The sequence below is a fragment of the Candidatus Seongchinamella marina genome (genome assembly GCF_026262685.1).
Lineage (GTDB): Bacteria > Pseudomonadota > Gammaproteobacteria > Pseudomonadales > Halieaceae > Halioglobus > Halioglobus marinus.
Window position 1 is genome coordinate 189,894 of record NZ_SHNP01000003.1, and the last position, 20,214, is coordinate 210,107.

At 54.5% G+C, this 20,214-nt stretch carries 22 protein-coding genes; 8 read left to right on the forward strand and 14 right to left on the reverse strand.

The window, feature by feature from the left end; genetic code table 11:
• Positions 1-15: 15 nt before the first annotated feature.
• From recG to EYC87_RS09280, 7 genes are all read right to left on the reverse strand, one after another.
• Positions 16-2,082, reverse strand: a complete 2,067-nt coding sequence (gene recG / locus EYC87_RS09250; RefSeq protein ID WP_279252621.1) for an ATP-dependent DNA helicase RecG — start codon at positions 2,080-2,082, stop codon at positions 16-18.
• The gene (locus tag EYC87_RS09255) at positions 2,082-2,981 is read right to left on the reverse strand and encodes a hydrogen peroxide-inducible genes activator (protein WP_279252622.1); all 900 of its coding nucleotides are present in this window, start codon (positions 2,979-2,981) and stop codon (positions 2,082-2,084) included. The genes recG and EYC87_RS09255 overlap by 1 nt, the downstream gene beginning before the upstream one ends.
• Positions 2,981-3,364, reverse strand: coding sequence for a RidA family protein (locus EYC87_RS09260; RefSeq protein ID WP_007230000.1), 384 nt, complete (start codon positions 3,362-3,364; stop codon positions 2,981-2,983). The genes EYC87_RS09255 and EYC87_RS09260 overlap by 1 nt, the downstream gene beginning before the upstream one ends.
• 18 nt (positions 3,365-3,382) lie before the next feature.
• Positions 3,383-5,503, reverse strand: coding sequence for a bifunctional GTP diphosphokinase/guanosine-3',5'-bis pyrophosphate 3'-pyrophosphohydrolase (gene spoT, locus EYC87_RS09265; RefSeq protein ID WP_279252623.1), 2,121 nt, complete (start codon positions 5,501-5,503; stop codon positions 3,383-3,385).
• A 30-nt stretch (positions 5,504-5,533) separates the two neighbouring features.
• Positions 5,534-5,800 carry a DNA-directed RNA polymerase subunit omega gene (rpoZ, locus tag EYC87_RS09270; RefSeq protein WP_007229930.1) on the reverse strand — a complete coding sequence of 89 codons (267 nt, stop codon included), beginning with the start codon at positions 5,798-5,800 and terminating at the stop codon, positions 5,534-5,536.
• A gap of 93 nt (positions 5,801-5,893) precedes the next feature.
• Complete coding sequence (gene gmk / locus EYC87_RS09275) at positions 5,894-6,511, reverse strand: guanylate kinase (protein ID WP_279252624.1); 618 nt, start codon at positions 6,509-6,511, stop codon at positions 5,894-5,896.
• A gap of 12 nt (positions 6,512-6,523) precedes the next feature.
• Positions 6,524-7,393, reverse strand: coding sequence for a YicC/YloC family endoribonuclease (locus EYC87_RS09280; protein ID WP_279252625.1), 870 nt, complete (start codon positions 7,391-7,393; stop codon positions 6,524-6,526).
• A 111-nt stretch (positions 7,394-7,504) separates the two neighbouring features.
• Between EYC87_RS09280 and rph the strand changes: the two genes are divergently transcribed.
• Entirely contained in the window at positions 7,505-8,227 is a 723-nt protein-coding gene (gene rph / locus EYC87_RS09285; protein ID WP_279252626.1) for a ribonuclease PH, read from the forward strand.
• Positions 8,228-8,319: 92 nt separating this feature from the next.
• On the opposite strand, the gene EYC87_RS09290 is transcribed toward rph, so the two are convergent.
• Entirely contained in the window at positions 8,320-9,084 is a 765-nt protein-coding gene (locus tag EYC87_RS09290) for an exodeoxyribonuclease III (protein WP_007230003.1), read from the reverse strand.
• 278 nt (positions 9,085-9,362) lie between these two features.
• Between EYC87_RS09290 and pyrE the strand changes: the two genes are divergently transcribed.
• Positions 9,363-10,004 (forward strand): orotate phosphoribosyltransferase, encoded by a 642-nt coding sequence (pyrE, locus tag EYC87_RS09295; protein ID WP_279252985.1) that lies wholly within the window; start codon positions 9,363-9,365, stop codon positions 10,002-10,004.
• 76 nt (positions 10,005-10,080) lie between these two features.
• Entirely contained in the window at positions 10,081-10,740 is a 660-nt protein-coding gene (locus EYC87_RS09300) for a hypothetical protein (protein WP_279252627.1), read from the forward strand.
• On the opposite strand, the gene slmA is transcribed toward EYC87_RS09300, so the two are convergent.
• The 4 genes from slmA to coaBC all read right to left on the reverse strand — a co-directional run bounded on the left by slmA (position 10,737) and on the right by coaBC (position 16,291).
• Entirely contained in the window at positions 10,737-11,384 is a 648-nt protein-coding gene (gene slmA / locus EYC87_RS09305) for a nucleoid occlusion factor SlmA (protein ID WP_279252628.1), read from the reverse strand. The genes EYC87_RS09300 and slmA overlap by 4 nt on opposite strands.
• A gap of 117 nt (positions 11,385-11,501) precedes the next feature.
• Entirely contained in the window at positions 11,502-12,404 is a 903-nt protein-coding gene (gene argB / locus EYC87_RS09310) for an acetylglutamate kinase (RefSeq protein WP_007229987.1), read from the reverse strand.
• Positions 12,405-12,430: 26 nt separating this feature from the next.
• Positions 12,431-15,013 (reverse strand): phosphomannomutase/phosphoglucomutase, encoded by a 2,583-nt coding sequence (locus EYC87_RS09315; protein ID WP_279252629.1) that lies wholly within the window; start codon positions 15,011-15,013, stop codon positions 12,431-12,433.
• Positions 15,014-15,094: 81 nt separating this feature from the next.
• Entirely contained in the window at positions 15,095-16,291 is a 1,197-nt protein-coding gene (gene coaBC / locus EYC87_RS09320; RefSeq protein ID WP_279252630.1) for a bifunctional phosphopantothenoylcysteine decarboxylase/phosphopantothenate--cysteine ligase CoaBC, read from the reverse strand.
• Positions 16,292-16,395: 104 nt separating this feature from the next.
• Between coaBC and radC the strand changes: the two genes are divergently transcribed.
• From radC to EYC87_RS09345, 5 genes are all read left to right on the forward strand, one after another.
• Positions 16,396-17,070, forward strand: a complete 675-nt coding sequence (radC, locus tag EYC87_RS09325; protein WP_279252631.1) for a RadC family protein — start codon at positions 16,396-16,398, stop codon at positions 17,068-17,070.
• Positions 17,071-17,266: 196 nt separating this feature from the next.
• The gene (gene rpmB, locus EYC87_RS09330) at positions 17,267-17,503 is read left to right on the forward strand and encodes a 50S ribosomal protein L28 (protein ID WP_007230026.1); all 237 of its coding nucleotides are present in this window, start codon (positions 17,267-17,269) and stop codon (positions 17,501-17,503) included.
• Between the two features lie 11 nt (positions 17,504-17,514).
• Positions 17,515-17,670, forward strand: coding sequence for a 50S ribosomal protein L33 (gene rpmG, locus EYC87_RS09335; protein WP_007229923.1), 156 nt, complete (start codon positions 17,515-17,517; stop codon positions 17,668-17,670).
• 99 nt (positions 17,671-17,769) lie between these two features.
• A complete protein-coding gene (gene mutM, locus EYC87_RS09340; RefSeq protein WP_279252632.1) occupies positions 17,770-18,582 on the forward strand; it encodes a bifunctional DNA-formamidopyrimidine glycosylase/DNA-(apurinic or apyrimidinic site) lyase in 813 nt (270 codons plus the stop codon).
• A 57-nt stretch (positions 18,583-18,639) separates the two neighbouring features.
• Positions 18,640-18,996, forward strand: a complete 357-nt coding sequence (locus EYC87_RS09345; protein WP_007229989.1) for a hypothetical protein — start codon at positions 18,640-18,642, stop codon at positions 18,994-18,996.
• A 56-nt stretch (positions 18,997-19,052) separates the two neighbouring features.
• Here EYC87_RS09345 and coaD read toward each other — a convergent pair whose 3' ends face one another.
• Positions 19,053-19,538, reverse strand: coding sequence for a pantetheine-phosphate adenylyltransferase (gene coaD, locus EYC87_RS09350; RefSeq protein WP_279252633.1), 486 nt, complete (start codon positions 19,536-19,538; stop codon positions 19,053-19,055).
• Between the two features lie 45 nt (positions 19,539-19,583).
• Positions 19,584-20,171 carry a 16S rRNA (guanine(966)-N(2))-methyltransferase RsmD gene (gene rsmD, locus EYC87_RS09355; protein WP_279252634.1) on the reverse strand — a complete coding sequence of 196 codons (588 nt, stop codon included), beginning with the start codon at positions 20,169-20,171 and terminating at the stop codon, positions 19,584-19,586.
• Positions 20,172-20,214: the final 43 nt, after the last annotated feature.

The following is a 20,214-nucleotide window of genomic DNA, read 5'->3' on the forward strand; positions in this document are numbered from 1 at the left end:
GGGCATAAAGAACGCCTAGACCTTGGCGAATTCCCGACTGGTCCCAGTCCATCGGTGTATTAGCGGCTCTGCGAGGTCGGGATGATTCGCTTGAATATTGGCAGCGATATCCTGCACCTCTTCCAGCAGGTGATTATGCGTCGGCAATTGTGCAATCCTGAATTCCATTAAGCCGGTTTGGCGGGTGCCTAGCACTTCGCCGGGCCCTCGCAGCTCGAGGTCTTTTTCGGCAATGTAAAAGCCATCGGTACTTGCCCGCATTGCTTGTAAGCGCTGCTTGCCATTCAACGAAAGTGGGCTCTGGTAGAGCAGTACACAGTGACTGGCGGCTGTGCCACGGCCTACTCGACCGCGCAACTGATGAAGCTGGGCGAGGCCAAGTCGCTCAGGGTTTTCGATAATCATCAGGCTGGCATTGGGCACATCTACCCCCACTTCGATCACTGTGGTGGCCACCAGTAAGTCAATTTTTCCTGCCTTGAAGGCCGCCATGACCAAGTCTTTTTCCGTCGGCTTTAAGCGGCCGTGTACCAGGCCAACCGCAAGCTCAGGCAGCGCCTCAGCCAATTCGGCAGCGGTAGCTTCTGCCGCCTGGGCCTGCAATACGTCGCTTTCCTCGACCAGGGTGCAGACCCAATAAGTTTGGCGACCTCCGGCACAGGCGTTTGCCACGCGTTGCACAATTTGTTCTCGGCGGCTGTTATCAATTAGCGCGGTCTCTACAGGTTGTCGACCTGGCGGCAACTCATCAATAACGGAACAATCGAGGTCGGCATAAGCAACCATAGACAGGGTGCGGGGTATGGGTGTAGCCGTCATTACCAACTGGTGAGGGCGTCCCACATCAGGTCCTGATTTTTCAGTAAGCGATAGCCGCTGGTGCACTCCGAACCGGTGTTGTTCATCGACGATAACGAGGCCCAGTCGTTCGAACATGACATCGGCTTGAAACAGGGCGTGCGTTCCTATGACCAGAGCTGCGCTTCCGGAGGAAATAGTTTCCAGGGCTTCGACCCGCTTCTTGCCCTTTATGCGGCCGCTGAGCCATGCGATGTTGATATCAAGCTGGGAAAACCAGCTCATAAAATTCAGGCGATGCTGCTCCGCCAGAATTTCTGTGGGCGCCATAATAGCAACCTGATAGCCGCTGGCGATGGCTTGCAGTGCCGCAGCCGCAGCCACCAGGGTTTTGCCTGACCCGACGTCTCCCTGCACCAGGCGCAGCATGGGATGAGGCTTGGCGATATCCTCGGTGATCTCCTGCATAACGCGCTGCTGGGCGGCGGTCGGTGAAAAAGGCAAAGAGTCAAGAAACTGTTCCAGTAGTTGTGCATTGCCATGTAGCTGAGGAGACCCTGCCGCTTGCTGTTGTGCCCGCAAGCCTTGCAAGGTGAGGTTATGTGCGACCAGTTCTTCGACTGCCAGGCGCAGTTGAGCAGGGTGGTTGCCTTCGCGCAGGGATTCCTGTGGCGCATCCGGCGGTGGTGTGTGCAGAAACACCAGCGCCTCTCCGAGGCCATAGGGCAGGGGGTGCTCTGTAGGCAGCAACTCTTGCGGGGAGCTGTGCTTTAACCGCGTGACGGCTTGTGCACAAAGCTTGCGCCACTGATTTTGTCCTATCCCTCCAAGCGCAGGATAAACTGGAGTGAGGGCGTCTTCTGTCTCGACTTCGCCCTCGATGACCTGTCGGTATTCGGGATGGTACATTTCCAGCCCGCTGCCGCCGCGGCGGACCTGGCCGAAACAGCGTAGGCGTGTGCCTGGTTTGAGATTGTTTTTTTGGGCGGCGGAAAAATGAAAGAAGCGCAAGCTGATGGTGCCGGTGCCATCCTGCAAGCGAACAACCAGACTTCGGCGCCGACCAAAAGCGATATCGGCCACCCGGACCTCACCCTCTATGACTACATCAACTCCGTCTTGAGTCGCGCCTATGGGGGTAACTCGAGTGCGGTCCTGGTAGCGTAGCGGTAAGTGGAAGAGCAGGTCTTCAACCCGGTGAATGCCAACTTCTGCAAGCTTGGTAGCAAGCTTGGGGCCTACACCACGTAGTTGCGTTACTGGATCAGCGGCTATTCCCGGCACTAATCTTTCAGGGCCTCGGCAAGCAGATCAATCACCTGGGGACGGGGATAGCTCACTCTCCAGGCCAGGGCTATTGTGCGGTAAGGGCTGGGCTCCTGAAATGGACGCACTACTAAATCGTGTTCTGAGTAAAGGGCGATATTAGCGGCAGATTCGGGCAGTACGGTAATGCCCATGCCACTGGCCACCATGTGCTTGAGAGTGTCCAGAGAACTGCCTTCAACGACAGTGTGGTCCCGGGCGTTATGAGCCACGATAGACTCCTGTAATCCGGGGCAGGCCTCCAGCACCTGATCTCTGAAACAATGACCTTCACCCATTAGCAGCACTTTGTGTTCTGCCAGTGCCGTTGGAGCGATAGTGCTCTGTTTGGCCATAGAGTGATCTCGCGGCATCATCACAACGAACGGCTCATCAAATAGTGAACGGGTAACGATTTCTGGCTCAGTGAACGGGAGGGCCACGAAAATAGCATCGAGGGCACCGCTACTCAGTTTGACTCGCAGGTCGGCGGTGTAGTTCTCCTCGAGATACATGGGCATTTCCGGGGCCAGTTGATTTATGCCGGGCACCAGGCGAGGAAATAGGTAAGGACCAACGGTATAAATCGCCCCCACTGACAGCACGCTGCCGAGCGGGTCTTTGCCTTGCTCGGCCATGCTCACCAGGTTGCTGGCCTCTTGCAGCACCGTCCTGGCCTGGGCAACGATTTGTTCTCCCGTGGGCGTGGGGCTGACCTTGTGTCGTGCTCGCTCGAAGAGAGCAATGCCCAGTTCGTCCTCCAGTTTTTTGATGGCGATGCTGAGAGTCGGCTGGCTTACATTGCAGGCATCGGCGGCCTTGCGGAAATGTCCCGCTTCAGACAATGCAACCAGATAGCGTAGTTCAGTGAGAGTCATTATAAGGCGAGTATGGCTTCAACCTCGATGTCGACCGCTTTAGGCAGGGCCGCCACCTGGACGCAGGCGCGAGCTGGATAGGGCTCTTCAAAGTAGGAGGCCATCAACTCATTAACCACTGCGAAGTTGCCAAGATCAGTGAGGGAGATGTTAATTTTCACTGCGTCATTGAGACTGCCGCCAGCGGCATTGGCGATTGCGGCAAGGTTTTTAAAAACCTGAGTTGCCTGAGCGCTAATATCGCCAGTGACCAGCTCCATGGTGTCAGGAACAAGCGGAATTTGTCCTGAAATCCAGACCGTATTGCCAACCTTGACTGCCTGGGAATAAGGCCCAATCGCGGCCGGTGCATCAGGCGTTGAAATAATTGCGCGGTTAGTCACGTTGTTGCTCCTTGTTGCCTAATTCTTGATGCGCACTACTTTGCGGACAGAGGTGGTGCTGCGCAGGCGCTTCATGATGCGCGCCAGGTGTATCCGGTTCTCAACCAGCATTTCCAGGTCTACGAAGGTGAACTGGTAATCTTTGTCTTCGGTCGATATTTTCTCAATATTGACTCCCATGGCGTTAATGCGGGTGGCTAGAACCGCGATCATACCGCGGCGGTTCTCGACTTCAATACGCAGTTCCACGGCGTATTCACCTTCAACCTGATCATCCCAGCGCAGGGCGACCAGGCGTTCGCTATTCACTCGCATATCGCCCAGATTGTTGCACCGCTCCCGATGCACAACCACTCCTTTTTCCGAGCTGAGGTAGCCCTCGATGGGATCCCCGGGGATGGGGTGGCAGCACTTGGCGTAGGAGAGCATGAAGCCTTCTGTGCCGCGAATAGCGACAGGGTGAGCGTTATCCGGCTCCTGCTGCTCTTCTGCAGGTTCGCCCAGTAATTGCTGGGCAGTGATAGCCGGGAGTCGGTTGCCCCTGGCAATATCTTCCAGCAACTGTTCTAGCGACTCGTACTGGTGCTCTTGTAGGTATTCCTGCAGCTCGTCTTCGGGAATGGTTTCCAGGTTGCTGTCCAACCCTGCGAGGGCACGATCCAGCAGACGTTGGCCAAGGGCAACTGAGTCTTCGCGCGTCTGGTTCTTGAGAAAATGGCGAATATTGGTGCGCGCTTTAGCCGTTACTGCGTAGTTAAACCAGGACGGATTGGGACTGGCGCCCTTGGCGGTAAGAATTTCAACCGTCTGACCACTTTGCAGTGGCTCAGACAGTGGTGCCAGACGGCGGTTTATGCGGCAGGCAACACAGCTGTTACCCACGTCGGTGTGCACGGCGTAGGCAAAATCGACGGCGGTGGCCCCACGGGGCAATTCCATGATCCTGCCTTTGGGGCTAAACACGTAAATCTCATCCGGGAACAGGTCGATTTTAACGCTTTCGATAAACTCCAGGGAGTTACCGGCGCGCTGCTGCATCTCCAGTAAGCCTTGCACCCACTCGCGGGCCCTGGCGTGGCTGCCATTGGCTGATTGTGCATCGCTTTTGTACAGCCAGTGGGCGGCGATACCATTGTTTGCCATATCTTCCATTTCGCGGGTGCGGATCTGGATTTCGATAGGGACGCCATGCATACCCATCAGTACGGTGTGCAGTGATTGATAACCGTTAGCCTTGGGGATGGCTATGTAGTCTTTGAATTCGCCGGGTACTGGCTTGTAAAGGCTGTGTACGCAGCCCAGGACTCTATAGCAGGTGTCAACAGAATCAACGATGATGCGAAAAGCGTAGATGTCCATGATCTCGGAAAAGGACTTGCGCTTGGATTTCATCTTTTTATAAATGCTGTACAGGTGTTTTTCTCGCCCCATCACTTCGGCGGAGTGGCCTTCCTGATTGAGGGTGGCCTCGATTTGCTGGCGAATCTTGTCTACCAGTTCTTTGCGGTGGCCACGAGCGTTGCGCAGCGCTGCTTCGATTCGCCTTGCCCGCATGGGATGCATGGCAGAAAAGCCCAGATCCTCGAACTCCATGCGAATATTGTTCATACCCAGGCGCATCGCGATAGGTGCGTAGATTTCGAGCGTCTCTCTGGAAATGCGCCGGGCCTTGCTGGTTTGGAGTACACCCAGCGTGCGCATGTTATGCAATCTGTCAGCCAGCTTTACCAGAATCACGCGGATGTCCCGCGCCATGGCCAAAGCCATCTTTTGGAAGTTCTCCGCCTGCTTTTCTTCCAGCGATCCAAACTCCATTTGGGTCAATTTGCTGACGCCATCTACCAGTTCGGCAACGGGAGCGCCGAACTGTTCGCCAATCGCTGATTTGGGAATACCAGTGTCTTCAATAACGTCATGGAGCATGGCGGCAATCAGGCTCTGGTGGTCCATGTGCATTTCAGCAAGAATGCCGGCGACCGCCAGTGGATGTGTCACATAAGGCTCACCACTGCGCCGAAGCTGACCATGGTGGGCCTGCTCGGCGAAGTAGTATGCGCGCCTTACGTGATTGCTTTGCTCTGAGGTGAGGTAGGTGTGGAGCGTGTTGGAGAGGGCATCGATAGATTGAATGGCGTTCATAGGTCTGCCTTTCTTCGATGCCCCCGGAGCTTAGAGAGCCTCGCTGGTGGCCTCTGACATCACTTCAGCCAGTTCTTCCTCGGCCTCCAGCTCGTCTTCGCGGGTCAGGATGTCCGCTGTAACCAGACCCTCTGCGATTTCACGCAGGGCGATAACAGTGGGCTTATCAGATTCTTCTTCGACCAGCGGATCCTTTCCGCCAGTCGCTATTTGACGAGCTCGCTTGCTGGCTACCATGACCAGTTCAAAGCGGTTAGCAACGTTTTCCAGGCAATCTTGAACAGTGACTCGTGCCATTAGTACAACTTCCCATAATAAGTAAAAAAATAGAACCGGAAATTATACCTCGCCAAGCCCCATTGCTCCAGCGTGAATAATGCCCGCCTACTGTCAGCTGAACAATGTGGTCAGGAGGTCGTCAAGCGTCGCTCTCTGTTGGTCGGTGGCCAGTCTGTGACAGCCGATAATAGACTGTAACTGGGCCAGCGCCTGATCAAAATCGTCATTTACCACCAGGAAATCACTTTCTATATAGTGAGACATTTCCTCCACGGCCTCGGCCATTCGACCCTCAATGGTGTTTGAGTTGTCCTGACCTCTTGCTGTCAGGCGTTGCAGCAGGGTCAACCTCGACGGTGGAAGAATAAAGATCGCCTTTGTATTCGGTAGCAGATGCTTGACCTGCGCAGCGCCTTGCCAATCAATTTCGAGGATGACATCGGTGCCCTGAGTCAACTGATCCTGAACCCAGGGCTGGGAAGTGCCATAGAGGTTGCCAAATACCTTGGCATGCTCCAGAAACTCGGCTTTTTCCAGCATGGCCAGGAAAGAGCCTTCATCGACAAAGTGGTAGTTCACCCCGTTTTCTTCACCAGGCCGCTTTTCCCGCGTAGTGTGAGACACCGAGACTCGCAGAGCCTCGGTACGCTCTATCAGCGCGGCAACAAGGCTGGTTTTCCCTGCGCCAGAAGGCGCTGATACGGTGTATAACGTTCCGGTACGGCTCATCTGCTGTGGCCCTTACTCAATATTCTGGATCTGCTCGCGCATTTGCTCGATCAGCACTTTCAGCTCTACTGCGTTTTGGGTGGTGCCGCTGGAGGTGGATTTGGAGGACAAAGTATTGGCCTCCCGGTTGAGTTCCTGCATCAGGAAGTCCAGACGCCGGCCACAGGGTCCGCCCTTGTCCAGGGTGCGACGTACTTCGCTGACATGAGCGTCGAGGCGGTCCAGTTCCTCATCGACATCGGCTTTATGTGAAAGGTGCACAAGTTCTTGTTCAAGCCGCCCCTGATCTACGTCGACTTCCAGTTCCTGTATGCGAGCGATCACCTTGTCACGCTGTTGCTGGAGTAATTCGGGCACTCGCGCTTTGGTCACTGCGACCTCAGCTTCGACCAGGTGTATTCGTTCGTTGATCATCTTGGCAAGCTTGGCCCCTTCGCGAGCGCGATTGTCTGCGAGCGAACTCAGCGCTTGTTTGGCTAACACGAGTGAGGCCTTGTGGAGCTCTTCCTCGGAATCCTCAGGTGCGCTGCAAATGCCCGGGAATTGCAGTACCTGCAAAGCGGTGGGCTGGGCTGTTTTCATGACCGTCTCAATCTCACTGGACGCTTTAGCCAGATCCTCGAGCATTTCCCTATTGATCACAAGAGAGGCGCTGCGCTGCGAGTTCGCCTGCAGTCGCATCATGCAATCAACCTTCCCTCGGGCCAGATTTTTTGCAATCATTTCACGCAACTTTGGCTCCAGCGCGCGCAGGCTATCAGGTAGTTTGAAGCTGCTATCCAGGTAGCGGTGGTTCACGGTTCGCAGTTCAATGGTCAGCATCCCTTGTTCGGTATTAGCGCTCTCCCTGGCGAAGGCTGTCATGCTGTGTATCTTGGCCAATGCTGCGATTCCTCGTTGAAATAGGACGGAATTAGAGTGTAGCAGTTTGCCGGGACTGCTCACAGTGCGCCACGCAGCGTATACTGGCGCTTTTGTTTAGCGGAGAGCTTTATGCAACGCCCCAGTGGTCGCACCCCGGAACAACTCCGGGACATTTCTATCACTCGTAATTTCACCTGCCACGCGGAAGGCTCAGTGCTGGTTAGTTTCGGAAAAACCAAGGTGATATGCACCGCCTCCGTAGAGGAGGGAGTGCCCCGTTTCCTGCGGGGCAAGGGTAGCGGATGGGTTACTGCAGAGTACGGAATGCTGCCTCGCTCCACCGGCAGCCGAATGGGGCGCGAGGCCAGTCGGGGTAAGCAAGGGGGCCGCACGGTAGAGATTCAGCGATTGATTGGACGCTCCCTGCGGGCCGCGGTAGATCTCAAAAAATTAGGCGAAAATACTATCAATATTGATTGTGATGTCATTCAGGCAGATGGCGGTACCCGGACGGCGTCCATTACAGGTGCCTTGGTCGCCCTGGTTGATGCAATTAACTATCTGCAACGCAAGAAAATTATCAACACCGATCCTCTGCTGGAGATGATGGCATCTGTGTCTGTGGGTATATACCAGGGAGTGCCAGTGCTGGACCTGGACTACCCCGAAGACTCGGCCGCTGACACCGACATGAATGTGATCATGGGGGAGTCCGGCGGTTTTATCGAGGTGCAGGGCACAGCTGAAGGGGCTACTTTTGCCCGCGATGAGCTCGATGCTATGTTGGATTTAGCCAGCGCAGGGATTTTGGAGCTGATTGAAAAGCAGAAAGCGGCATTGGCGGAGGGCTGATCGCCCAGGCATTAGTCCACGGTGCCTGGGCCAGAGTCCAGGTTTCAGAATTGGTTAGATTGTGGAGCTCTTGTCAGTGCTTGCCATAGTGCTTACAGCTCGATGTCGTAATCCATGATGACCGGCGCGTGCGTGGAAAACTCGCGACTTTTGTAGATTGCGCCGTAGTCTACGGCGTATTGCAGGTCTTTGGATATCACCTGGAAATCTGAACGCCAGCCATTTGTTGCACGATCTCCCTCAGGCCACCAGGTGAATTCATCCTGGTCTGAATTGATCTCGCGGAAGGGGTCTATATATCCCTCGGTAAACAGCTCGTTCATCCACTGGCGCTCTTCGGCGAGGAAGCCGGAAATCGTGCTGTTGCGCTCGGTGTCCTGAACGTCGGCAGGTGTGTGGGCGACATTCCAGTTGCCACAGATGACGAACTCACGGCGCTTGTTACGCACCTTTTGTAGGTGATTACCCAGGAGCTCATAAAAGTCATTCTTGCGCGATTGCTGCTCGGCATTTCCCGGCTCAGCACTGGGAGCCAGCAGGCAGCCGATGCTGATATTTTCGTAGTCCGCCTGAATGTAGCGCCCTTCCATATCAAAATCAGCGAATCCAAGGCCAGTCATGATTGCCTTGGGTAGCTGGCGGCAGTAAATCGCAACGCCGTTGGCCTTGCCGTCTATATCGTCAAAGAAGTAGGGGTTGTACTCCTCGGGAAAGAAAAGGTTGTCCTGAAGGTCATACTCCGAGCACCGTAGGTCCTGAATACAAACGAAGTCAGCATCCTGCTCTTTTAACCAGTCGTAAAACCCTTTTTCAGCGGCGTTCTTGATGCCGTCTGCGCTGAAACTGATGACCCGCATTCGTAGCCCCTTGATATTAGAGCGTGTATTATATGCAGCCCAATCGGGCGGCCTGTTATGACTTCCAAAAGGACTATCCGAAACTTGTATTCCGATTGCTACTGACTAGCGGTCCCGTCTCTGCTGATTATTTGTTTTGCCCGTGCAGATACGAAAACGCTCGGGTAAGCCACAAAGACCGCGCAGCAGTGCATTCTAGCTGGGAATGCCTTGATAACAAAGTCCGGAAGCGACAAACATTGGTGATTACAGATCATATTGACGAGAGAAGCGCAGGTATGCAGGCATATCAGAAAGAATTCATAGAACTGGCCAGGGAATACGAAGTGCTTAAGTTTGGTGAATTCACCCTTAAGTCGGGTCGAGTCAGCCCCTACTTCTTTAACGCAGGTGCATTTGACAGTGGTCGTGCACTGGCGGCCCTGGGCCGCTGCTATGCTAATCGTATCGTCGAGTCAGGTATTGAATTTGATGTGCTGCTGGGCCCTGCCTACAAGGGTATTCCCCTGGCGGCGGCGACTGCGGTGGCATTGGCCAATGATCACGGTATGGACTTGCCCTTTGCTTACAATAGAAAAGAGGCAAAGACCCATGGCGAGGGAGGTACGCTTGTGGGTGCCCCTCTCATAGGCCGTGTTCTGATAATCGATGACGTGATTACGGCTGGTACCGCAGTGCGGGAGGTTATAGCAATGATAGAGTCTGCCGGTGCAGAGCTGGCTGGTGTCGCCATTGGACTCAACCGGCAAGAGCGAGGAGCGGGTGAACTGTCGGCGATTCAGGAGCTCGAAAAATTATATTCCATTCCGGTGCTTAGCATTATTGATATGGGGCACATCATTACCTTTCTGGAGCAAACCGGTGGTTCTGCAGAAGCTTTGGAAAAAATGAAAGAATACCGCATTCGCTACGGGCTCTGACTTGTTCCTTATTCACCCAACGCCTATATTGGGCGGCATGAAAGTTAATTGCCTCAAATCCTCGAACTTGTTAGCCATGGTCCTCTTACTGGTGCTGGGCACAGTCGCCCAGGCCACCGATCTATATCGTTATGTTAACGACGAAGAGGTGACGGTTGTCGGTTTTCAGGTGCCTCCGGAACATGTCAAGAAAGGCTACGAAGTGGTCAATGACAAAGGAGTTGTTATCCGGGTGGTGCCCAGGGAGCTTTCCGCAGAAGAACAGAAGCATGCAGACGCGCAAAAGCGCCTGGAAGAAGAAGCGGCAGCAGAACAGGTGCGATTAAAAGAGTGGGACGAGGCACTACTGCTGCGTTATAGCTCTATAGAGGATATCGAAGCTGCAGCAGAGCGCGGCCTGGGCGATTTACGAATACGAGTCAGTATTATCAAGTCCAATAAACGATCTTTGAAGCAGCAGGTCGAAAACTATCAAGCACAAGCCGCTGAAATGGAGCGGTTGGGCCGTGAGGTCGATATTGGGCGGTTACAGGCCATTGAGGACCTGCAGTCAGAAATCGCTATTTCTGATCGTGCAATTGCCGATCGGCAGGTCGAAATCGAAGCGGTAGAAGCCGCCTACCAGGAGGATATTGAGCGCTTTGAGATTTTGTTGGATATGGTGGAGTTCCGGCGCAACATGATGGCCCAACAACGGGCCGAACAGCAAAAAACCACGCACGACCCGCGACGTTAGCCCTGGTTTAAGGGCTGGGAAAATCCACCTTGTCCGGGAACCGGCTGACTGGCAGCTTCGTTGAAAAACCCCGTCATTAGCAGCTCCCACTGCTGCTTCCAGTCTTCTGTGGGTGACCTTTTAAATCCAGAGCGAACGTACTGTGAGATGCGTCCTTCTGCAGTGGCCATTAACAGGTTGGCTGCGGCAGGCAGTGGAATAGCCGGGCGCAGTCCCTCGCGCATCTCCGCCTCGCGGATAACCTGTTTCAGTTGAGTTTCAAACCTGTCAAACAACTGTGCTACACGCACGTGCAAGCGCTCGGTCTCGCCCGCCAGAGCATCACCGGTAAGAATGCGAGTTATGCCGGGATTGCGCTCGGCAAAGGCTAGTAACAACGTCAACATTTTTTCACAGCGGCCGGTGGCGCTAGGCTCTTCGTTAAGAATAAGCTTGATGCGGCTGAACAGGGTTTCCTCGATGAACTCGATAAGGCCCTCGAACATTTTTGACTTACTGGGGAAGTGACGATAGAGCGCCGCCTCTGAGACACCCACCTGCTTCGCCAGTCCCGCCGTGGTAATCCTGTTACCGGGGTTGGCCTCCAGCATTTGAGCCAGTGCTTCCAGGATCTGTTGACGCCGTTGGGATTTTCTGGGGGGCATGAAAATTACACACTATTCAGGTGATGCTCCATGCTAGCGATTAGCCGGTGACCCTGCAATAAGCAGCGAGCGAAAATGCCTGAAATTATAGTCCCGGGCCGTATTTTTTTGCCCTGTTCAGTCCCTCTGGTTGCTGATTAGCGTACCGATACCTACATCAGTGAATATTTCCAGTAACACAGCATGGGGCACTCGCCCATCGATAATATGTGAACTGGCGACTCCCGACTTGACCGCGTCCAGTGCGCAGGCAATTTTTGGCAGCATACCTCCATAAATTGTGCCGTCTTCAATAAGGCTGTCTACTTCTTCGGTACTGAGTCCGGTGAGAATCTCCCCACTCTTGTTTAGCAGGCCAGAGACATTGGTCAACAGCATCAGCTTCTCTGCTTGTAAAACTTCGGACAGTTTACCTGCTACCAGATCGGCGTTGATGTTGTAGCTGCTGCCCTCATTGTCTACTCCGATGGGTGCTATCACCGGTATAAAATTACTTTCAAGAATGACTTTAAGGACCTCTGTGTCGATATGTTCTACTTCGCCAACGTGGCCAATATCGATGATTTCTGAGGCGTCAAGTTCCGGGCTATAGCGGGTAACCTTGAGCTTCCGCGCTCTGATGAGTTGGCCATCCTTCCCGGTAACGCCTATAGCCTTGCCGCCGTTGCGGTTAATAGAAGATACGATCTCCTTATTGACGCTACCTCCCAGTACCATTTCCACCACGTCCATGGTTTCTTCGTCGGTCACCCGCATGCCATCCACGAACTCAGTTTGGATGTTGAGTTTCTCCAGCAGGGAGCCGATCTGGGGGCCGCCCCCGTGGACTACAACAGGGTTCATGCCTACCAATTTCATGAGCACGACATCCCTGGCAAAGCTCTCGTGGAGCTCCGGGTCGACCATGGCATTGCCACCAAACTTGACCACGATGGTCTTGCCGGTAAAACGCTGGATGTAAGGTAAGGCCTCGGTCAGTACCTTGGCGATATTAAGGGCAGCATTGCGATCGAGTGACATGAATTACCTGTGGGAGCCTATTGAGCTCAGAAGTTCAGTTCAAGTGTGGAGTCTACCAGTGCGATCTGCTCACGGAATTCGTTCATGATCATCTCCAGTGCATCTGCACTGGTGGCTTCAAATCGGGCAGTCAGTGCCGGGCTGGTGTTGGATGCTCGAACCAGACCCCAGCCTTCTGAGAAGTCTACCCGAATCCCATCCATAGTGTTGACCTTGCCTGAGGAGAAATCAGTATTACGGATGATTCTATCTATCAGCGGTTGCTTGCTCTGCTCTGAGACAGGTATCAGAATCTCCGGCGTATTTACTGTGACCGGGAAGGTATCGATGATGTCGTCCAGGCTGTCACCCTGAGTGCTCATAATTTCAGCCAGTCTTCCCGCCGCATACATGCCATCATCGAAACCGAACCAGCGTTCGCCGAAGAACATGTGGCCGGAAAATTCGCCGCCCAGGAGGGCACCGGTTTCCGCCATTTTTTCCTTCATAAAGGCATGGCCAGTTTTCCAGAGCACAGGGCGGCCGCCATTACTGGTAATCAGCTGGGTAAGGTTGCGACTGCACTTCACGTCAAACACGACATCAGCACCGGGGTTGCGTGACACCACATCCTGGGCAAATATCATCAGCAAGGTGTCTGAGCGGACAATGCGGCCACTGCCTGTGACCACCGCCAATCTGTCGCCATCGCCGTCGAATGCAACGCCGAAGTCTGCTTCCTCCCGTTGGACTGCATCGCACAGGGCGCGCAAATTATCCTCGTTTGAAGTGTCTGGAGAATGGTTGGGGAAGTTGCCGTCTACGCTGCAATACATTGGAATGACTTCGCAGCCCAATTCTTCGAACAATTGGGGTGCAACATCGCTGGTCGCGCCATTACCCGCGTCCACCACAATTTTGAGGGGCACCGCGATAGCAATGTCTTCGGTGACCGCATCGATGTAGGCGGGAATGACATCTTCTTTGATCATCCTGCCGCTGCCCTTGCTGAATTTACCCTCGATCACCTTGTCTCGAACATCCTCAATACCACCGGCATGTATCGTGTGTTGGTTGAGAACGATTTTGAGGCCATTGTCGTTCTTGGGGTTGTGGCTACCCGTCACCATCAGGCCCGAGCGGCAGTTCAAGTGGCGGGTAGCGAAGTAGAGAACAGGTGTGGGTACCAGGCCAATGTCGATAACATCGCGACCAGATTCCATGAGCGAGCGTACCAGCGCGGACTTAAGTACGGGGCTCGAGTTGCGCCCGTCGCAGCCTACCAGTAACGACTGTTCTCCCATTTCGCCAGCGATAGTGCCCAGAGCAAGACCAATGTTTGCCATCAATTCTTGGGTAAGCTCGCGGCTTGCGTCTCCACGAATATCATAGGCTCTGAATATATGGGCCGGAAAATCAGAGGGAAGGGCGGAAATTTGTTCCGGATCTTCCTCCATGACCAAGTCCAGCTCCAACACATCATCCAGGTCAGCAGCAGAGGGCGCGCTTTCCACCGATTCTAGCGTCTCTACTTCCATGCTGGGCATTGGAGCACTATGACCACCGTCTATCTGGCGAAGAGCGCGCAGCGTGGCCCTGCGCAGCTGTCTTGCAACAGTGACTAGTTCCGGGATGGCTAGGCTTAATTCAGACCTGCGGTCCGAGGCAGATATCATTCGATTGACGTCGTCCTTGATGATATTGGGCATCCGGATAGCGACAATGGCAAAACCTCCAAGAGTAGCCACAATGCACAATATGAGCACAATCTGAAGGGGTCGGCTGGACGAGCCCAAAAGGCTGATCAACTCCCTGGAGGGGGTGAAAGCGACTCGCCAATTGGTGTCGGGTATGGTGGCGAATCGCTCATAGTTCGCCGCGTCGCCGCTACCTGCCTGGGCGATGATGTTAGTGCTGGTTTTGCCATCTCTGGACGTATACATCTGTTCCAGGGCATATTTTCCGGTGCCGGAGTTCAGGGCCTGAAGCTCCCGGGTAAATGCCTGGTTATCGACTGTTGCGACTAGCACTGCTCTGCGATTTTTTTCCCGCGGGTGCTTGACCAATTCGGCAATCGTGGTCAGCCAGCGCTTTTCAAATTGAAACGCCTCGGGCAGGGTTTGTTCGCCATTTGCCGTGCGGCGCACCAGGTCTACTTCAATATGATTACGCAGCTCCTGGTCGCCGCCCTCAAACTGTGCGGTGCCCATGTCACCCACCGGTACGATCTTGAGGGTCAGCAAATCTGGGAAGTAGTCCAGCACTGCTTGCTCTACCAGTTCTATGTCTTCCCGGGCGCTGCTGGCAATTGCCGACAAGGCCAGTGGAGATTGTGCGGTACTTCGCAGTCGCTCGCGCACAAGGCTGATTCGGGCGCTAATGTTGGTGGCTTGCTGAGTGGCATAAGCACCGGCAACCCGATCTGCCTGCTGAGTCCTTACGCCAGGTTCGCGAACCAAAAGTAGATAGGCGAAGCTCACCAAAATAACCAAAAGAGTAATCGCTAGTCCGGTGCCGGCTATTTTGTAGGTCGCATTGCCGGAAGCCGAGATGCCCTGGGGATTACTTGCAGCCCGGCGTTTGGGCTCTTTCGCTGCGTCACCTTTATTTTTTTTAAGTTTATTCAGCATGTTCCCTGCCAGCGTGTCCTTGAACGGGATGATATTACGCTCACGCCTCAACGTGAATGCGCTTTGGTATTTTTTGAGTAACTAGTTTTTGGTGGCCTTGGCGATCAGGCCCATGATTTGGCGGGCGATGGCCGGCTTTCCTGCTCTGGAGAGGGCTTGTTCCCCGGTCTCCCAAAGTACAGTGACCTCGTTTTCGTTGCTATTGAAGCCGATGCCATGATCCGAGACGTCGTTAGCAATAATCATGTTCAGGCCCTTACGTTGCATTTTATCCCTGGCATAGCCAAGTACATTCTGGGTTTCGGCGGCAAAGCCCACAGTGAAGGGAGCGCTTTCGCCGGCTGCGACGGCATTGACTATATCGGGATTTTTAACCAACTGGAGGCTGATTTCCTCGGCACCTTTCTTGATTTTCTGACCCTCTATTTGAGCTGGGCGATAATCCGCCACCGCAGCACAGGCGATGAAAATGTCACAATCAGCAACCAGGTCCAGGCATGAGTCCAGCATCTCCTGGGCGCTTTCGACTCGGTGGCACTTTGCGTGCGCGGGTGGATCCAAGCTGACAGGTCCACTAACCAGGGTTGTTACAGCTCCCGCATCAATCGCCGCTTGTGCCAGGGCGTAGCCCATTTTGCCGGAGCTGTGGTTGGAGATATATCGCACTGGATCCAGCAGCTCTCTGGTGGGCCCGGCGGTAATAACAACTTTTTTTCCAGCCAGCGCGCCAGTGTGAAAAAGTGCAGCAGCAGCAGCGGCGATGGCGGGTGGTTGCTCCATGCGCCCCGGGCCTATATCGCCGCAGGCCTGCTCTCCAGCTGCCGGGCCAATGAAATGTAAATCCCGACGCTGCAGGGTTTCGATATTGGCAGCAGTGGCCTGGTCGCGCCACATTTGTTGATTCATGGCAGGCGCCAATAGTACAGGGGCAGGCGTCGCCAGGCTGACTGTGGTGAGCAAATCGTCGGCGCGACCCGCCGCCAGACGAGCGATGAGATCTGCCGTTGCGGGTGCTATTAATAGCAAGTCCGCCCAGCGGGCTAGTTCGATGTGTCCCATGCCCTGCTCGGCCTGTTCGTCCAGCAATTGGGTATGAACCGGGTGACCTGACAGCGCCTGCAGGGTCAGCGGCGTAATAAATTCCTGGGCGCCATGAGTCATGATCACACGGACCGTGGCTCCCTGCTCCTGCAACTGCCGCACTACCTCCGCTGATTTGTAGGCAGCGATGCCGCCGCTTACGCCCAGGAGTACATTGCGATTAAATAGATGTGCCATTGTCGGACCTGAATTGCCACAATAGTTACCCGAAAGCAGCGAAAGATACCATTTGGCCCGCGTTTTTGACACCGGGGGGCCAGAGAGGCTCAAGGAGGAGCGTCTTGGAGGATGCATGTTGGGAGCCCGTAGAGGGGCCTCGGGACAGGCTGTTATTGCGTGGAGCGAACAGTCTCTCGGATCCCGAATTACTGGCGGTGCTGTTACAAACCGGCTATCGCCAATGTAATGCGGTTGTGCTGGCCAAAGAGCTACTCCAGCAATTTGGTGGACTGACAGGTTTGATGCGAGCAGACGCGAACAGTTTGCTGGCCTTTCAGGGTATAGGTGATGCCAAGTATGCCCTGCTGCAAGCGTCGGTAGAGCTCGCTCGCCGCCGGGCTTTGCAAGAGCTGCAGGGAGCGGACGTGCTTTCCAGTCCCAGCCAGACCCGGCTGTTTTTGCAGCATCACCTGGGCAGCCGGGTGAGAGAGGTATTCAGTGTCATTTTTCTGGATAACCAGCACCGCATCATGCGCTGTGAGGACCTCTTTCTTGGAACGCTGGACGGAGCCGCAGTTTACCCCCGGGAAGTTGCGGTCCGAGCTCTTCAATATCGGGCGTCTGCAGTGATTTTTGCTCATAACCATCCTTCTGGAGTGGCCGAGCCCAGCAGTGCAGACAAGCGTATCACTGAGCGCCTGGTTGCTGCCCTGGGCCTGCTGGATATAAGGGTTCTGGACCACATTATCGTTGGATCTGGTTGTGAATTTTCCTTTGCCGAGCAGGGGCTGCTGTGAACCTGGCCAGGCTAGCAGGTCGCGCGTGTCGCATAGCAGGTGCCAGTGCTGGAGAAGAGCTCCGGGCAGAGATTTTCTTGCTATGGTCTAGCCCTTCTGGTATAAAGTCGCGCTCCGTGCGGCTGGGGTCCTTTTTCGGATCTGTTATGGCCACTTATTTTTTATGAAATCCCGCGATTTTGGGAGAGACAGGATCATGGCAAGAGTATGTCAGGTCACCGGCAAGCGTCCGGTCACCGGTAACAACGTATCACACGCAAAAAACCGCACCCGTCGCCGTTTTTTGCCCAATCTCCACAAGCACCGCTTTTGGGTGGAGTCTGAGAAACGCTTCGTGAGCCTGAGGGTATCCTCAAAGGGTATGCGTATTATCGACAAGAAGGGTATCGAAACCGTTCTTGAAGAAATGCGATCTCGCGGCGAGAAGGTTTAAGGAGAAGATCGATGAGAGAAAAAGTTCGCATGAATTCTTCAGCTGGTACTGGACACTTCTATACCACTGACAAAAACAAGCGCACCACCCCGGATAAGCTGGAGCAGAAGAAGTACGATCCAGTCGCCCGCAAGCATGTGATGTATAAGGAAGGCAAAATTAAGTAAGTCGCTCTGCATAATACATCCTGAAACCCCGGCATAGTCCCGGGGTTTTTTGTGCCCGCTGTCGCGGTATGATGTGGGTTTTGCTGTTGATAGATAGTCATGCCGGAGCTTCCCGAGGTAGAAACCACTCGTCGTGGGGTAGAACCCCATGTAAAAGACCAACGGGTGAAACGCCTGCTGGTTAGAGAGGGCCGTTTGCGCTGGCCTATTCCCCCTGACCTTCCAGGCTTGTTCCAGGGGCAACGTATAGAGCGCGTGGAACGTCGGGCAAAATACCTCCTGTTCCATACCGCTGCCGGAGCTTTGTTGGTGCATCTGGGAATGTCTGGTTCACTGCGTCTGGTACCTCCCTCACAGCAACCTGCACGGCACGATCACTTCGATATTGAACTCGCTGGCGGTAACGTCCTTCGCTACAACGATCCCCGCCGTTTTGGCTGTTGTTTATGGGTGGCCTACGGGGAATCCCATGCCCTGTTAGAAAACCTGGGGCCAGAGCCGCTATCAGATTCGTTCGATGGAGCGCTTCTCTATAGACGATCCCGAGGACGTAAAGGCCCGATCAAATCATTCCTGATGGACCAAAAAATCGTTGTCGGCGTTGGTAATATTTACGCTAACGAGGCTCTGTTTTTGTCGGGCATTCGCCCCAACCGGGCTGCCGGGCGAATTTCAAAGGCCAGGTATCAGCGCCTCGCTGATCAAGTGAAGTTAGTGCTTACTTCCGCTATAAATCATGGTGGTACTACACTTAGAGATTTCGTGGGTGGTGATGGAAAGCCTGGATACTTTGCCCAGCAGTTGTATGTTTATGGCCGTGGGGGCGAACCCTGCAAGCATTGCAGCGAGAAATTGCAAGAAAGTCGAATTAGTCAGCGAACTACCGTGTACTGCGTGGCCTGCCAGCGTTGAACAGGCTACACTAAAAAGACCATAGGGGACGGGGAAGGGATCCCGCGGAGAAATAATATGAAAAAAACAGTAGGCGCGAAGCGCCTTGTAATAGCCCTGATGATTTCATGCTTGCTGATTCCACAGTCGCTGTTGGCAGCAAAAGCGGTCGACGAGAGCCCCAACGAGTGGGCTATGGTTGGTGATTTGTTGGTGGCGCGCCCGGTCGGGTTGGTGATGACAGTGGGTGGTGCCGCCGTCTGGTTGGTCAGCCTGCCCTTTACGCTGCTTGCTGGACATGCAGGTGAAGCTGCGGAAACACTGGTGATTGGCCCAGGTGCAACGACGTTCATGCGTTGCCTGGGTTGTCGTAACACGGGCTACACCAACAAAGACGTGGACTCAATTCGCGCTTCCAGAGCGGCACGCGAATAGGGCTAGTCAATCAAACGCGGCCAGGGGCTCAACGCGGACCCCATTGCGCCAGATCTTTATTCGGCGAATCGAGACTGCAGTGCCAGGGCGACGGGCTCTGGCACAAAGGGCGTGATATCGCCTTTGAGGGCGGCGATTTCCCTAACCAGGGATGACGAGATAAATGACAGATGTTCAGAGGGTGTCAGAAACACGCTCTCGAACTCCGGGAACATGGCCCGGTTCATGTTTGTCAGCTGAAACTCGTACTCAAAATCGGCCACGGTCCGCAACCCTCGCAGCACGCATCTCGCGCCTTGGCTTTTGGCAAAATCGGTCAAAAGATTACTAAACCCTGTCACTTCAACGTTATCCAGGTGAGAGAGAGACGCCTCACACAGGGCTATTCGTTGCTCCAGATCGAATAAGGGCGTCTTTTTCTCGCTGTAGGCGATAGCAACCACCACCCGGCCAAACAGCCGGGAGGCGCGCTCGGTAAGATCCACGTGGCCGTTAGTGATGGGATCAAAAGTACCGGGATAGATGACAGTGTTGGTGCGCATAGCGCTCAGCCTTGCAGTTACTTTAGCTGCGGATGGTAACCCGATTTACTCGGGGTGAACAATGAACAAGCGGTAGCTAACGCCCCCGGCCTTTTTCTCCCGATGCGGCTCCCAGCTTGCTGGGAAATCAGGTAGCTTTTCTTTGGCGCCGGACTCTACGTAAACCATCGCTCCCGGCGAAAGGCTTTTTAGTTGATTCAATAGGTCACAGGTTGGGGCAAGCAGGTCCTGGCCGAAAGGGGGGTCTACAAATACGATGTCCCAGCGCTGCTGTGCCTTGGTGAGGAAGGACAGTGCAGAGTCGTTATGGCAGTGGCCTCGGCTTGCGCCATCAAGGACTTGTAAATGTGATTGCAACTGCTTGATTGCCGCGGCGGACGTATCGATGAAGTCGCAATAGGTCGCCCCCCGGGACAGCGATTCCAGCCCTAGAGCACCGCTGCCGGCAAAGAGATCCAGGCATTTCGCCCCATGTATATCCGCAGCCAACCAGTTGAACAGGGTTTCTCGCACCCGGTCGGAGGTGGGCCGAAGGCCTTCAGCTGCAGTGAATGACAGCTTCCTACCGCGCCATTGACCGCCGATGATGCGTAATTGACCGTTACCGCTTAGGCCTTTTGTGCCTCTCGACATTTAATCACTCTGTACAGCAGTGGTAGGATAGACCCTTTCGCGG

Excerpts from the sequence above, each read along its gene's own strand:
- coaBC (WP_279252630.1), bottom strand. The coding sequence starts at position 16,291 with ATGGCACATCTATTTAATCGCAATGTACTCCTGGGCGTAAGCGGCGGC.
- slmA (WP_279252628.1), bottom strand. The coding sequence starts at position 11,384 with ATGCCCCCCAGAAAATCCCAACGGCGTCAACAGATCCTGGAAGCACTG.
- coaD (WP_279252633.1), bottom strand. The coding sequence starts at position 19,538 with ATGCGCACCAACACTGTCATCTATCCCGGTACTTTTGATCCCATCACT.
- rpmG (WP_007229923.1), top strand. The coding sequence starts at position 17,515 with ATGAGAGAAAAAGTTCGCATGAATTCTTCAGCTGGTACTGGACACTTC.
- rpmB (WP_007230026.1), top strand. The coding sequence starts at position 17,267 with ATGGCAAGAGTATGTCAGGTCACCGGCAAGCGTCCGGTCACCGGTAAC.
- rsmD (WP_279252634.1), bottom strand. The coding sequence starts at position 20,171 with ATGTCGAGAGGCACAAAAGGCCTAAGCGGTAACGGTCAATTACGCATC.
- EYC87_RS09290 (WP_007230003.1), bottom strand. The coding sequence starts at position 9,084 with ATGCGGGTCATCAGTTTCAGCGCAGACGGCATCAAGAACGCCGCTGAA.
- gmk (WP_279252624.1), bottom strand. The coding sequence starts at position 6,511 with ATGAGCCGTACCGGAACGTTATACACCGTATCAGCGCCTTCTGGCGCA.
- pyrE (WP_279252985.1), top strand. The coding sequence starts at position 9,363 with ATGCAGGCATATCAGAAAGAATTCATAGAACTGGCCAGGGAATACGAA.
- argB (WP_007229987.1), bottom strand. The coding sequence starts at position 12,404 with ATGTCACTCGATCGCAATGCTGCCCTTAATATCGCCAAGGTACTGACC.
- mutM (WP_279252632.1), top strand. The coding sequence starts at position 17,770 with ATGCCGGAGCTTCCCGAGGTAGAAACCACTCGTCGTGGGGTAGAACCC.
- EYC87_RS09315 (WP_279252629.1), bottom strand. The coding sequence starts at position 15,013 with ATGCTGAATAAACTTAAAAAAAATAAAGGTGACGCAGCGAAAGAGCCC.
- rpoZ (WP_007229930.1), bottom strand. The coding sequence starts at position 5,800 with ATGGCACGAGTCACTGTTCAAGATTGCCTGGAAAACGTTGCTAACCGC.
- rph (WP_279252626.1), top strand. The coding sequence starts at position 7,505 with ATGCAACGCCCCAGTGGTCGCACCCCGGAACAACTCCGGGACATTTCT.
- spoT (WP_279252623.1), bottom strand. The coding sequence starts at position 5,503 with ATGAACGCCATTCAATCTATCGATGCCCTCTCCAACACGCTCCACACC.
- EYC87_RS09255 (WP_279252622.1), bottom strand. The coding sequence starts at position 2,981 with ATGACTCTCACTGAACTACGCTATCTGGTTGCATTGTCTGAAGCGGGA.
- EYC87_RS09300 (WP_279252627.1), top strand. The coding sequence starts at position 10,081 with ATGGTCCTCTTACTGGTGCTGGGCACAGTCGCCCAGGCCACCGATCTA.
- EYC87_RS09345 (WP_007229989.1), top strand. The coding sequence starts at position 18,640 with ATGAAAAAAACAGTAGGCGCGAAGCGCCTTGTAATAGCCCTGATGATT.